Origin of the sequence: Microcoleus sp. FACHB-1515 (genome assembly GCF_014696105.1) — a bacterium.
Taxonomy (GTDB): Bacteria; Cyanobacteriota; Cyanobacteriia; order Elainellales; family Elainellaceae; genus JAAUTJ01.
The window spans coordinates 1-14,627 of sequence record NZ_JACJPO010000044.1 but is presented as its reverse complement, the minus strand read 5'-3'; the positions used below and the strand labels follow the sequence as shown (position 1 = coordinate 14,627).

Sequence of the window (14,627 nt, the reverse complement as noted above, 5' to 3'; positions counted from 1 at the left end):
TTCAGTTATTCAAACTTGAGGGAAAGAGTGCTGAAAAATCAGAAACCGCCTTGATTTAAAAACAGCTTTGACTCAGCACTCAATCTGCTGCAAACCCGTCCTAGGCAACAGTTTTTGAGAACTGGGCGAAGGCGGCAACGTTGCGATCGATCGCTCGCTCCAGCGAACCGCCCGCCGCCACGAGACGCATTTCACGGTTGACATCCCAGAGGTAATCGAGGCGATCGAAAAAGCGGCGCAGATCGGAAAGCTGGGTTTGGTGATACTTCAAATTCACGTGAAAGCCATCGTGTTCGTGACACAAACACTTTTCCATCCAGTGCAGCGCGTCTTCGTGGTTCATGTCGAACAACGGTGAAGTCAGCAGGCGATAGAACGACGGCATGAATGAGGCATCATCACGAAACACAACGGGCAATCCGCCCGAAAGTCCGCCCATTAATCCGCGCTGAAGTCGATAGATAATCACATTCGACAGCAGCTTTTCATAAGCCGTTGGCTTGGCAAAATCGCGATAGACTTCTTGCGAAATTACCTGCGACATTGTGGTGTGAAACGCTTCATCAAGCAGGTGATAATAGGAAACTTCGGTCGGCGTCGGAATAAATTCGTTCGTTTTCTCCAAATCCTTGAACCGCTTGTAGTAGCGATATTCATAAGTTTTCAGAGAAATATTCGCGATCATCCGAGCGGAATAATATTGCGCCGCCAAAAAGGGAGAACTGCCCCAATTTAAGGTAAGAAACTTGAAGGCTGAAGGCGAAGCAGTGACGCCAGCCAAGCCACCCGTTGCGGTCGGAATTGTATTGCCTTTTTCTTCCAAGAAGCGGGAATAGCAAGAGGTTTGCTGCCGATGCATCAGCTTGGTAATGGTGCGGAACGCGGATTCTTGCAGGGCGTCTAAGGACAATCCTTCGCCTTGCACAGGCTGATTCAAGAGATGCAGTTTGAAGCGGCTGAGCAGCGATTTTTGCGCGGGCTTATCCAGCTTTTTGTGGAGCGGATTTCCAAATGAATCTTTGCCCAACAGTGCCGTTTTGGTTTTGAATCCAATTCGGTGAAACGTGTTGATGTGGTGGCGTTCTTGCGAAGTTTCAAAGTCGAGTTCGCTGCACAGCGTTTCATAGCCTCCGACTTTTTCAAACACGCCCGATGTCACCTGGTTATACAGCATCGTGTTGGATTCCGAAGCCGCCGTGTGCTGATATTGCCCGACCCAATAGAGGTGATTGAGCGCGAGTTTTTGGGAGGTCGAAGCCGCTTCGTACAGCGGAGTTCCGTACAGCGTGGACAGTTCGCGATCGCCCCAATAGTGCTGGCTGTTTTTGCTGTAGTCGAAATTTTTTCCCAACGTTTCGAGGCGATCGGTGTAGTCGGAATCAACGTTGCTCTGATAGGTTTTTTCAATCAGTTGAACGTGCTTTTTTCCTTTCTCTTGAGGCGCGTTTTCAGATTCATTTCTGACGCTAGCCGTTCTGTTTGCAGTGACCATTACATCTCCTAAGTAAATGAATAATTGATAGGCCAGCACGGTTTCAAGCTTTAATTTTGGGCGTTGAAATTTGAACTGAGATATTGAACCAGTCCTTCAACGGTCGGATAGTCATAAAGCAGCGTTGGCTCGACTTCGCGTCCTAACCAATCAGATAAATCTCCGGTCAAGCCAACCGCAGCGAGCGAATCCAAGCCATAGCGATCGAACGGAACCGAGATATCGACTTCGTCCGAATCAACTTCAAGCAGATTGGCAAGATAGGAAGTGATCCAGTTCAAGATTTCAGTTCGAGAAGGAAACGATTGCGCCGATAAGGTTGCGCGATCAACTTCACCTTCCACAACTAAAATATCCGAATGAACTGAAGAATTGCTGTTTTTCATGGTGAATTGGTTTCGCAAAAGCTGAACAATTGAATTTGAGATGAATCATCAACTCAAACTCGTTTATATGGCAACAAATAGCGGTTTTGAAATGTCGCTACTGTTTGTGGGCCTGCAATTTTTGCAACAGAGAATCGACATCTGCCTGCAAATTCAAAAAGCTCGATGCGCCCTGGGGATTTTCGCTCCAGTCGTCTACCATTTCCAGACTTCCTGTTAGAAATGCGGCTTTGCAGGCATGACGCCGAATCTTGCCGCTCGATGTTTTGGGAATCCGTCCGGTTTTGACCAGCACAACAGCATAAACTTCTAGGCCATGCTGCGCGCTCACCGCTTGCCGAATGTTGCTGACCACTGTTTTCACATCCAGCTTGCTCAGATGGGTGCGATCGACTTCTTGAGCCACGACGAGCTTTTCGGATCCTTTGAAATCGACTGAAAATGCAGCACCGCTGTTAAGCTTCAACGCTGGATGACTTCTGGCAACGGTCAGTTCAATATCTTGCGGATAGTGATTCTGGCCGCGAATGATGATGATGTCTTTGAGCCGTCCGGTGATGAACAGTTCGCCATCTTGCCAAAAACCCAAATCTTCAGTTCTCAAGAACGGCCCTTCTCCCGTGTCGGCTAGATGGGCGTGAAACAGTTGCTCAGTTTGATCGGGCTGATTCCAGTAGCCTTTGGCAACGCTCGAACTCGACACCCAAATTTCACCGATCGCTCCGGGCGGGCAAACCGTTTTGGTGTTGGGATCGACGATCGCAATTTTTTGATCGAGCCAGCCCCAGCCGCAGCCGATGATCGATCGCACATCATCCTCATCGGTTTGAGCATCCGTCACTTCCACAACGCGATTTTGCTCAAGGGCTGAACTTTGCACCTGCCGCAGTGTCGGCTGTGCGGTTTTCAATCCGCCTGAAATAATCAGCGTGGATTCGGCCATGCCATAGCAGGGATAGAACGCTTCTCGTCGAAAGCCGCATTCGGCAAACGTCGCTGCAAAGGTGTCGAGCGTTTCCGCCCGGACAGGTTCAGCCCCGGTGAAGGCGAGATCCCAACTGCTCAAATCCAGCGTGGCGCGTTGTTCTGGCGAAATCTTTTGCACACACAGATCAAAGGCAAAATTGGGACCGCCGCTAGTCGTTGCTCGGTAGTGCGAAATCGCTTGCAGCCAGCGAAACGGCTTTTGCAAAAAGTCAACAGGCGACATCAAGGCAACGGGAAAATTTGCATAGAGCGGCTGCAACACACCGCCGATCAAGCCCATGTCGTGATAGGGCGGTAGCCAAATTAGTCCTTGACTGTTGGCAGTGTGGGCAAAACACTGTTGAATCACAGCAGAATTGTGGAGCAGGTTGCCGTGCGTGATCATCACGCCTTTGGGTGCGCCTGTTGAACCGGATGTGTATTGCAAAAAGGCGAGATCGTCGGCGCTCAATTGCGGCGGTTGCCAACTGTTTGCATCACTGGCTAGTTCATCGGTTGCCAGCCAATGCATTGCAGAAATATCCAGCGTTTGATTCACGTCACTTTGAATGTTGGTTTGAATCGTCGAGTTGGAAAGGATGACTTTGGCTTGTGCATCCGTGACGATCGCCTGCAAGCGCGACAAGTTTTGATTGCGGCGGGGCGGATAGGCGGGAACCGCAACCACTTTGGCATAAAGACAGCCAAAGAAGGCGGCAATAAAGTCTAAGCCCGGAGGATAAAGCAGTAATGCTCGCTCTCCAGCAGTATTCAAAGCTTGAAGTTGGGCGGCGATCGATCGAGCTTGGCGATCGAGTTCGCCATAGGTTAGGTGATTGAGTTCGGTTCCAGCCGACAAGAATCGGTAGCCGACCTGATCTGCTTGCTGTTGCGATCGGCAAGTTAGCAAATCGACCAGCGTTGATTGGTTTGCATTTGCAGAAACAGAAGCAGTTGCGCCTAGGAAACCAGTAGTCACGTTCAAAGTTCCTCGACTGTGTTCTTGAGTGTGATTTCAAAGCGAATGGTGGAAAAGAGCAGGAAAAACGAACACCCTTTGATGAGTGCTTTCTAGCTTTTTCTAATCGTCTTCATCCACTATTTTGGAAACGCAATTCGGACTTTAGAAGTACCCTCGCGGGTAATTTCTTTGATCTCAAAAATTGACTTTGCAAGCTTGAATTGCCGCTATTTCTAGCAGCAGAGCGATCGAATTTCGATAGAAATCGATTCGATTTTTACTGCTAATGGCAGCCGCATCCGAGCGAAATGTCTCCTGCTTGAGACCTGCTCAACGGTGCAGCTTTCTACCAGCATACGCCTGAGCAAACTCCTTTTTGAGGATCTGAAAAAATGGTAAAACCGCTGGCGCTAAGGGAGATGCAGCATGTTCTCATGCTTTTAGCGCTCACATCATTCAAAGCAAAGTTGGGTGAGGAGACTAGCTCCTATGCAGCGGGTTGAATCAAGAAAAAAGTAAGGTTTGATCGAAACTTGTGTTGGCGATATGGAGTTGATCTATAAACGAACACTATGTAGCTGAACACCTGATTAGCTGAAGCAATCAATCGTAAATCACCGTTTTACTGACTGCTAGATACAACTCCTAAACCTTTGCTCAAGCGGTTGGAACCGATCGAACAAACCGCAGCTAGCTTCGGCAATTTGCCGTTCCAACCATCACCTTGGCGATCGTTGGTCAATGGCGAATGAACTGCTAACTGACTGAACTAAAGCCAGAATACAGCGTAAGTTTTCGGAATGGAAATGTCTTAATATTCTCTTTACACCAAATTCTTTCCTAAGCAGGCTGTGGAGAACACGGAAATGGTTGAACACTCGCACTCTGACCGCTTTGCACCAGCCGTCCTAGTGCGTCGAAGAAACCAAATTCCAACCTGTTGCGATCGCATTTACAGATGCATATATGGTGAAAGGGTCGATCGTCGAGATAGAGTAAGCTCGCGCACAAATGCTCAATCGAAACTGACGTGACTGCGAAAGCGATGAATTCTTGGATTGTTCGTTATCAGCCGAATCCTCAAGCTTGTCTGCGCCTATTTTGTTATCCCTATGCAGGTGCGGGTGCTTCGATTTTTCAAAGCTGGTCGAGCCAGTTGCCAGCCGCGATCGAAGTGTGTTCCGTTCAACTTCCTGGCCGCGAACGACGATTTCGAGAGCCACTTTTCACCGATCTTCCGTCTTTGATTGAAGCTTTAACGCCCGCATTGCTGCCTCACCTAGATTTACCTTTCGCGTTTTTTGGGCATAGCGTCGGCGCTTTGATTAGCTTTGAAACGGCGCGGCAATTAAGGCGATCGCACTATCCCAGCCCGCTGCATCTATTTGTTTCAGGGCGATCTGCTCCACAGATTTCCGCACTTAAACCGCCGATTCATCATTTGCCAGATGCCCAGCTTGTGGAAAAACTACGCGAGTACAACGGCACGCCAACGGCTGTTTTGGAAAATGCAGAATTGATGAGTTTGTTTTTACCCATTTTGCGGGCAGATCTGGCGATCAATGAAACCTATGTGTACGATCGCGATCTTCCGCTGGCGTGCCCAATCTCTGCATTTGGCGGGCTAAACGACGAGATTGCCAGTCCCGATGCGATCGCCGCATGGCGCGAGCAAACCTGCGATCGATTTGCCTTCCAGATGTTTCCTGGCGATCACTTTTTTCTCAAGAGTCAGCAAGCTGAACTGCTACAGGCGATCGCGCTTGAATTGTTACAAATTGTGCGGAAAATCTAAATTGACGAAATCTTGATTAAACCGATTGGCTGATTGTTTCAAGTTAAGAATTGCTAACGCGATGTGGAACGCTGAGTCGCTGCTGCGATCGCACTTTCGACCAAAACTTAAGTTATTTCAATTCAGCGATCGTGCCGATGATGCTTGCTTGGGTGCAAAACTGAATTTGCGATCGAGTCAATTTCACTCCTCAAGCTGAAGCAGATACGGAGGCAAAGCCAAATGAGTTTAAGCAGTGAAAAATTTTATTAAGGTATTGCTCTGAGTGTTTTAGATCGACAAAACTTCGGATATCATGCTGTCATCAATCGATTTGCACCGTTAAAGCATTCATCAGGCCTAAGTGCCTGTGGTTTCAACTGAAGTAAGGCAGCAAATGTGTTAGGAGAGCCTGTCGTTTCTCGTGGCTCAGCATCTCCAACTTTCAGGAACAGTACCCAGCGGGGTACTAGCCAAAAATTGTTCCACTCTTACATCATCGGATAGCAGCGCTATCCAACTTTCTTAGGATTAGCCTGTGAAGAACTGATCTTGAACTCTTTGGAGTTCAAAAATTTTGTTTCACCTTTGCTACAACATCGATCGATTTCGCGAGTCGATCGATGTTGAAAGAATCGCATGTTCAATGACTGTTCGATCGCTTGTTCAGTCGTTATTTAATGTTTTGACCATGCAGAAAATCAGCTTGATCTTGCTAGTCAACGAACGCTTAAACCGTTGAATCGATCGAGTTTAAAACGGTTTCAGGCTGCTTCTCTATTATCGTGCCGCATCGTGAAGTGCTGCTGTATTTGAACTTACCGTTTTCTGTGTTTCTCCGTCCTTTGGACAAGCTGTTTTGCCTTCTAGCCCCACAAAGACGCTTCCAGTTCATTTCTCTTCATTGCTTAGGAGCTTCTAATCATGGCTTTACGTGAGTTTCTAACGACAAAATTGTCTCTCGCTGCCAGAATTCGCGTTACCCGATCTTTTACGATCGGAATTCCGCCGCTTGCCGTCACCATCAATCAAACGCGAGAATCGAACATTGCTCCAGAATTGCTGAACATTGATGCGCTGCCAGATATCGTTGCCGGAACGGATGGCAGCGATACACTTTCTGGCAATGCAGGAGGAGCAGATGTTGTCGTCCCGGTCAGCTTTCAGGTCACCATCCGAATACCTTCCGGAATCGACAGCACCAGTGAGGAAACCGTACCTGTTGACTTTAATATCTCGCTTCCAGATACCGCGAACGACGCGATTTTTGGATTTGGCGGCAATGATTCGATCGCAGGCGGCGAGGGCAGTGATTTTCTCGTGGGTGACAGCTTCTCCCCCAACGATGGTGGCTTTGGGAACGACACCATCAATGGCGATGGCGGGGATGACACGGTTATCGGTGGTGGCGGTGCAGATATCATTAACGGTGGCGATGGCAATGACAATTTGTTTGGTGATTACCTGTTGGGACTGGCGCAAGGTAATCTCAACTTGAACTTAAGTGAATTGCCGATTCCCGGCAGTTTTGGTGGTGATTCTGATTTCTCAGATATTTTTGGTGGCATCTTCGGTGACATTTTTGGCGATGTTTTAGGCGGAATTTTTGGTGGAATTTTTGGTGGTTTGCTCGATTTATTCTTTGATTTTTCAGGCAACGTTGACCAAATTAGACTTCAGCTTGGCAACTTCAACATCGGTGTTGGCTCTGGCAGTGAAGGCGGTGATTTTATTTCTGGAGGCGCAGGAGACGATCGCATCATTGGTGATGCAGGCAACGATAATCTCCAAGGCGATTCTGGCAATGACATCGTTCTGGGTGGAGCCAACAGCGATGTTGTTTCCGGTGGCACAGGTGATGACATTTTGATTGGAGATTTTGTTCTCAAAGATGGCTTCGCCATTCCGCTACAAGGGTTTAATGTCATTGCCAATTTTGATGGCACAGGCTCGACTACGCTATTTCCAATCACGCTGAATGTTGGCCCATCTGGAAACGACACGCTGCTGGGTGGCGAGGGCAACGATACTGCTTTGGGCGACGGTGGCGATGACTTCATCGACGGTGGCGAAGGTAACGACAACCTGATCGGCGGTGCAGACAATGACACGATCGACGGCGGCAACGGCGATGACTTCATCTCCGGCGACTACATTGTGCCGCCCGGATTTGTCATTCCAGAAACAACCTCCACCATTGACCTGGGTGCAGCGGGAAATGACACGATTTCCGGCGGCGAGGGCAACGACACGGTTCTCGGTGACGGCGGTGCGGATACGATCGATGGCGATGCCGGAAACGACAACCTGATTGGTGGCGCGGGCAGTGACACTGTGCGCGGTGGAACCGGAGACGATTTCATCTCTGGCGACTACGTTGTGCCACAAGGATTTGTGGTTCCAACGACGGACTTGGCGATCGATCTCGGTGCAGTCGGCAACGACACGCTGATTGGCGGCGACGGCAACGATACGATTCTCGGTGATGGCGGCAACGATGCGATCGACGGTGGCACAGGCAACGACAATTTGATTGGCGGTGCAGACAATGACACGATCAACGGCGGCAGCGGCGATGATTTCATTTCCGGTGACTACATCGTGCCGCAAGGATTCGCGATCCCAACGACGGACTTGGCGATCGATCTGGGTGCGGTTGGAGACGACATCATTTCCGGTGGCGATGGCAACGACACAATTTTGGGCGATGGCGGCGATGACATCATTGCTGGAGACGCAGGCACAGATACGATCGTCGGCGGTTCTGGCAGCGATGAAATTACCGGAGGTGCGGGCAACGATTTCATCACAGGTGACTATATCGTTCCACCCGGTTTTGAAATTCCCGAAACCGATTTCAGCATTGATTTGGGTGCGGTCGGCAACGATTCAATTTCCGGCGGCGCAGGCGATGACACGATTCTGGGCGATGGCGGTGCAGATTCGATCGAGGGTGACGAGGGCAACGACAATCTCCTCGGTGGTGCAGGACGCGACGACATCAACGGCGGGACGGGCGACGACATCATTGCGGGCGACTATCTGATCCAGCAGGGACAGTTTGGCGTTGACTTGGGCGCAGCAGCAGGCGATCGCATCTCCGGCGGCGCAGGCAACGACATCATCAGCGGCGATGGCGGTGCAGATTCGATCGACGGCGATGACGGAACAGACGTGATCCTGGGCGGATCGGACGGCGACACGATCAGCGGCGGCACAGGTGACGATGTGCTGGTCGGGGATTCTCTGGTTCCGCAGGGCTTCACCGTTCCGACCGAGGCGGGCGAATTTGCGATCGATCTCGGTCTCGCTGGAGACGACACGATCTCAGGAAATGCGGGCAACGACGTGATTGCAGGCGATGCCGGAAACGATCGGCTCGATGGCGGTGACGATTATGACGTGGCCGTTTATGCGACTTCACCTGCGGGCGTCACGGTCAACATCGACGAAACCAGCGCTTATCAAAATGAAGGTGGCGGAGAGGCGCATATTTCCTGCCCGACCGGACAAACGATCCCCACCGATGCCGAACCGGAATTTAGCATTGCGGCAGGAACGGCTGAGGATGGCTATGGGTCGATCGACACCTTGAGAAACTTTGAAGCGGTTGTCGGCTCAAACTTTGGCGACATCATCATCGGCAACGCCAAAGATAACGTGTTGGAAGGCTTGGGCGGCGACGATTTGTTCATCGGCAATGCCGGATTTGACGTGTTCGACGGCAGTGACGGCAGCGATACGGTCAGCTATCGGCGCGATCCCAATGGCGTCAACGTCACGCTCAACTTTTTGTTTACCGGAGTCGGCATCGCCCAAGATGGCTTTGGCGCGATCGACATCCTCAACAGCATCGAAAACGTCACCGGATCGGCAGGCAACGACACGATCACCGGAAACGACAGCGCCAACACGATCTTTGCAGGGGCAGGCAACGACACCGTATCGGGTTTGGGCGGCAACGACATTCTGTTTGGCGAAGACGGCGACGACATTTTGCGCGGCGACAACGATGATGATTTTCTCGTCGGCGGCAAAGGCGCAGACGTCATCGACGGCGGCTTGTTTGGCACAACGGTCTTTGGCTTCTTGGGCGTCGATACGGCCTCCTATTTCAACTCGGAAACGGGCGTCGGCGTCAGCCTCACCACCGGAACGGGCTGGGCAGGCGATGCCAGAGGCGACACGCTGATCGGCATTGAAAACCTGGAAGGCTCGGAATTTGAAGATCTGCTGATTGGCGATCTATTCAACAACACGATCTGCGGATTGGGCGGCAACGATCTAATCTACGGCGAAGGCGGCGACGACACCGTGAAAGGCGGTACGGGGAACGATCGCATCTTCGGCGGCGACGGCAACGACACGCTATCTGGCAACGACGACCAAGACCAAATCAAAGCCGGAGCAGGCGACGACAAGCTGTTCGGTAACGACGGCAACGACCAGCTTTATGGCGAAGACGGCAACGACCAGCTTGAGGGCGGTGCGGGCAACGACTACCTCGAAGGTGGGAACGGTGACGATCGCCTGCTGGGACAAAGCGGCAACGATCAGATCTACGGTCAGGCGGGCAACGATAGTTTGGACGGCAGCACGGGCGATGATTTGCTCGATGGCGGCACGGGTGACGACTCGCTTGCGGGTGGAGACGGCGACGACCAGCTTGACGGCCAGCAAGGAAAAGACCTGCTTGATGGCGGAGCCGGAAACGATTTGCTCGACGGTGGCGACGACCAAGACCAGCTTTTCGGCGGCGATGGGATCGATCGCCTCTTCGGTCAGGCCGGAAACGATACGCTGTTCGGTCAGGCCGGAAACGATTTGCTCGATGGCGGACTGGACAACGACGACTTGGACGGCGGCGCGGGCAACGACCAGCTTTATGGTCGCGAAGGCGACGACAGCTTGATCGGCGGCACAGACGACGACTATCTAGAAGGCAATGACGGCAACGACATCCTGTTCGGCAATGACGGCAGCGATCGCCTCTACGGTCAGCAGGGCTTCGATACCCTGGATGGCGGTGCGGGCGGCGACCTCCTCGACGGCGGCACAGGCGACGACTTCATTTATGGCCGAGAGGGAACCGATCGCCTCTACGGACAAACGGGCAACGACTACCTCGACGGCGGCACGGGTGACGATCGCTTAGAAGGCGGCGACGGCGACGACCAACTTTATGGTCAGCAAGGCCGCGACTATCTTGATGCCGGAGCGGGCGATGATTTTGCCTGGGGCGGCGACGACGATGACCTGATGTTCGGACAAACGGGCAACGACTACCTGGATGGCGAACTCGGCAACGACCAGATCAAAGGCGGTGAGGGCAACGACCAAATCTACGGACGCGACGGCAATGACTCGATCGCAGGCGAACTCGGCAACGACTACATCGAAGGCGGGACGGGGGCTGACCAGCTATATGGCGGCGACGGCAACGACTTTATCTATGGCGACACCCCGGACGGCGATCGCGAAGGCGTCCCGGAGGAGAATCGCGATCGATTTGACGAAGGCGACGACGCCAACTGGAACGACATCATCACGGGCGGCGCAGGCAACGACAACCTGTACGGTCAGCTTGGCGATGACCGAGTTTCCGGCGGTGAGGGCAGCGATCTCGTATCCGGCGGCACAGGTGACGATGCGCTCGACGGCGGCGCGGGTGACGACCTGATCGATGGCGGAACCGGAAATGATGCGATCGCCGCAGGCGACGGCAACGATCTCGTCTACGGCTTCAGCGGCAACGACAGCATCGAGGCAGGTGAGGGCAACGACTATGTGGAAGCGGGCTTTGGCGACGACTCGATCGCAGGCGATGCAGGCAACGACACATTGCTGGGCGGCGATGGCAACGACCTGATCTACGCCGGAGAAGGCGACAACCTCCTCGAAGGCGGCAACGGTCAAGATACGCTCTATGGCGGCAGCGGTCGCAACCAGTTTGTCGTTGCAGCAGGCGCAGGCAGCGACCTGATTTACAGCTTTGCAGCGGGCAAGGATTTTGTCAGTTTGAAGAACGGTTTAACGTTTGACGAACTTTCAATTGCTCAGGGCACAGGCGACAATTCAGGAAACACCTTGATCAACATTCAGCGCACGGGTGAACTGCTCGCAACTCTCGTGGACGTGCAGTCGCAAACGCTGACTCGCTGGGACTTCATCACCGCATAAGTCAACACAAACCGCAGGGGCGTAAGGTCTTGCGCCCCCGCAATCTCGGTCTCGAAGCGATCGCCATCCTATTAACTTCCTGTCGAACAATAGTGGCGTTCTCCAATTTTCCACAGCCGCAAAGCGATCAGCAGAAAAATAATTCCCGCGATCGGAGAAACATAGCAAATCCACACAGGCACAGAGAAATCATCCGCTTTGTCAAGTACGGCAAGCAGCGGAAAATAGCTGACGCAAACAAGCGGAATCAAAAACGTAAAAAATCGCTGAAGCCACCTGCTATAAATTGAAAATGGATATTGAGCCGTTTCCACGCCGCCATAGGTCAAAATATTCATGATTTCCAAAGATTCGATCGTCCAAAATGTCAGCGTTGCCTGTACGATCGTGATCCCCAAAAACAGGGCAATGCTACCAATCAGCGCAACACTGAGCAGCCAGAAAACTGACAGCGTAAACGGAATCTGAAGCATTATCAATGACCAGATCATCACCGTCAATCCTTGAGCGAGACGACCTATTCGCTTGAGCGTCAATTCAACCCCAAAAAGCTGTAGCACGGTCGATCGCGGACGCAGCAACAATCGATCGAAATCACCATTACGAATAATTTTGCCAAACACATCAAATCCCTTTCCCAACGCATCCGCACAGGCAAAAGCAACGTTGATTAGACCATAAAACAAACCAACTTCAGCTAGCGTCCAACTGTCGATTTGGGTGAAGCGATTAAACAGCGCCCAAATGCCGAAGAACTCGATCGCCGTGCCAAAAAGCTGCCCCAAAACTTGCAGCCAAAACGAGATTTTATACTGCATTTGTGACTTGAATGACACAGCAATATACCGCAAATAGAGATGCACAGAATTCACGATCAACCTCCTTGAATAATCAGCTTCTTGATGCCGCGACTCACCAAAAATCGCCCAATCAAAGTAATCGCAACAATCCAGAAGCCTTGATGAATCAGCACATTTGGCAAGGCGGAAGGCGGAAGATTTCCAGTAAATAAACGAAATGGCTGATCCAACAGTCCAGAGAAGGGTAAAACATTCAGAAGCGGCTGAATCCAATCCGGAAAAAGCGGCAGCGGCACAACCATTCCCGAACCAAAAATAATCAGCGTGGGAACAATGCTATTGATGCCTTCACCCGATAACGTCCACAGCATTGAAACAGTCAGCAGCATCGTCAATGCCGAAGATAAAAGAATGGCGTTGATGAAGGCCAGCAAAAAGGCAATCAAGGCAGCCAATGAAGGCAGCATTAACGACCATTGAGCAAGCCCAACCAGCGGCAGCAGCAGCGCGATCGACAAAATCGGAATGGCTCGCAACACGATCGGAACGGTACGCATTGCGAGGGCGCGAGTTAGCCAAAAATTGTACAAATCCGCAGGTCGAAGTAAGTCATATCCGATCGAACCAGAACGAATCAAATCTTGAATTTCGCGATCGCCTGACCAGGGAACGATCGCCATCAAAAATGCTTGTCCTAACCAGGTATAGCCGATCGCTTCACTCAGCGTCATCGGTTGCATTGAAGCGGCATGACGATAGAATGCTTCGAGAATCATCACTTTGAGAAATCCCCAAAAAAGTTGGGTTGCAACACCCGCCAAAGCAGCCGATCGATATTGCAGCAGCAGAGCAAATCGAGCGATAAACAGCGACCTGTATGCATTCAATTTAAGCACCTCCGACCTTGGCATAAAGCTCAGCGACAATTTCTTCGATCGGCGGATTCTCAACAAATAAATCTTCGATTTCATAGTTAGCCGTGATTTTATGAATCAAGGCAGCGGCAGAAATTTTGAGCGGATCAAATGCCAGCGTTACTGTGTGATCTTCTTGAGAAATTAGACTGACTCCTGATTCGATAAACTGAAAATTATCTGTCTTAATATCAATTCTTAAATGGCGACGCGAAGAAACCTGAGAACGTAGAGTTGCCAAAGAACCATCACACAAGATTCTGCCATCTCCGATGATGATGACGCGATCGCACAGCGCCTCAATATCGTCCATATCGTGAGTCGTCAAAATGGTTGTTACCTGATGCGTTTGGTTCAGCAGCTTGATCAATTTGCGGACGGCAAGTTTGGAGACGGCATCTAGGCCAATCGTCGGTTCATCAAGAAATAAAATATCGGGTTTGTGCAGCATTGCCGCTGCAAAATCACATCGCATTCGCTGCCCTAAGCTAAGCTGTCGTATAGGCGTAAACAAGAAACTTTCGAGATCGAGCAAATCGATCATTTCATCGCGAGTTTGACGATAGCAAGAAGGGGAAACGCGATAGATATCACGCAGCAAATCAAACGACTCGATAACAGGCAAATCCCACCAAAGCTGCGATCGCTGACCGAACACAACACCAATTCGACTCACGTGTTGAATGCGGTTTTTCCAAGGCACTCGTCCGTTGATAATGCAGGTTCCACTCGAAGGCACTAAGATACCGCTGAGAATTTTAATCGTGGTTGATTTGCCTGCACCATTGGGACCAATATATCCAACGAGTTCACCTTGCTCCAGCGAAAATGAAACGCCTTTCAGCGCATGAACTGCTTTGGTTTGTCGCTGCACTAAACCTCGCACTGTTCCCCAAACGCCCGACGATCGCTCAGACACGAAAAAGGTTTTTCTCAAGTCTTCAACAAAAATGTGAGACATCAGCAACTACTCTTTTACTGCTTCAGAAGCTACAGTGTAATTCACCTTCTTTCCGCGATTTCACCTGCTAACGCTTGAGATACAGCAATCCTAAATAGGAGATGAACAGTAGCCGTACATAAATGCTTTGGCAAAAGCAAAGGTTTGACAATGTGTGACTAATTGAAACAGAAACTTGACCGACCCAAATCTT

Annotated in this window: 8 protein-coding genes; 2 read left to right on the top strand and 6 right to left on the bottom strand. The window is 51.0% G+C overall.

Going from position 1 to position 14,627, the window contains the following annotated elements:
- Positions 1 to 100 precede the first annotated feature (100 nt).
- The 3 genes from H6F67_RS15315 to H6F67_RS15305 all read right to left on the bottom strand — a co-directional run bounded on the left by H6F67_RS15315 (position 101) and on the right by H6F67_RS15305 (position 3,823).
- Positions 101 to 1,492, bottom strand: a complete 1,392-nt coding sequence (locus H6F67_RS15315) for a hypothetical protein (protein WP_190767496.1) — start codon at positions 1,490 to 1,492, stop codon at positions 101 to 103.
- A gap of 50 nt (positions 1,493 to 1,542) precedes the next feature.
- The gene (locus H6F67_RS15310) at positions 1,543 to 1,773 is read right to left on the bottom strand and encodes an acyl carrier protein (RefSeq protein ID WP_199304447.1); all 231 of its coding nucleotides are present in this window, start codon (positions 1,771 to 1,773) and stop codon (positions 1,543 to 1,545) included.
- Positions 1,774 to 1,975: 202 nt separating this feature from the next.
- On the bottom strand, positions 1,976 to 3,823 hold the full coding sequence (locus H6F67_RS15305) for an AMP-binding protein (protein ID WP_190767494.1): 1,848 nt from the start codon (positions 3,821 to 3,823) through the stop codon (positions 1,976 to 1,978).
- Between the two features lie 1,027 nt (positions 3,824 to 4,850).
- On the opposite strand from H6F67_RS15305, the gene H6F67_RS15300 reads away from it, so the two are divergent.
- A complete protein-coding gene (locus H6F67_RS15300) occupies positions 4,851 to 5,600 on the top strand; it encodes a thioesterase II family protein (protein ID WP_190767493.1) in 750 nt (249 codons plus the stop codon).
- 903 nt (positions 5,601 to 6,503) lie between these two features.
- Positions 6,504 to 11,759: a calcium-binding protein gene (locus tag H6F67_RS28155; RefSeq protein ID WP_190767492.1), complete on the top strand. Its 5,256-nt coding sequence runs from the start codon at positions 6,504 to 6,506 to the stop codon at positions 11,757 to 11,759.
- 71 nt (positions 11,760 to 11,830) lie between these two features.
- Here H6F67_RS28155 and H6F67_RS15290 read toward each other — a convergent pair whose 3' ends face one another.
- From H6F67_RS15290 to H6F67_RS15280, 3 genes are read right to left on the bottom strand one after another with little or no spacing between them, the layout of a single operon-like run.
- Positions 11,831 to 12,631, bottom strand: coding sequence for an ABC transporter permease (locus tag H6F67_RS15290; RefSeq protein WP_190767491.1), 801 nt, complete (start codon positions 12,629 to 12,631; stop codon positions 11,831 to 11,833).
- Between the two features lie 2 nt (positions 12,632 to 12,633).
- Positions 12,634 to 13,446 carry an ABC-2 family transporter protein gene (locus H6F67_RS15285; protein ID WP_190767490.1) on the bottom strand — a complete coding sequence of 271 codons (813 nt, stop codon included), beginning with the start codon at positions 13,444 to 13,446 and terminating at the stop codon, positions 12,634 to 12,636.
- Between the two features lies 1 nt (position 13,447).
- Positions 13,448 to 14,434: an ATP-binding cassette domain-containing protein gene (locus tag H6F67_RS15280; RefSeq protein WP_190767489.1), complete on the bottom strand. Its 987-nt coding sequence runs from the start codon at positions 14,432 to 14,434 to the stop codon at positions 13,448 to 13,450.
- Between the last annotated feature and the right edge of the window lie 193 nt (positions 14,435 to 14,627).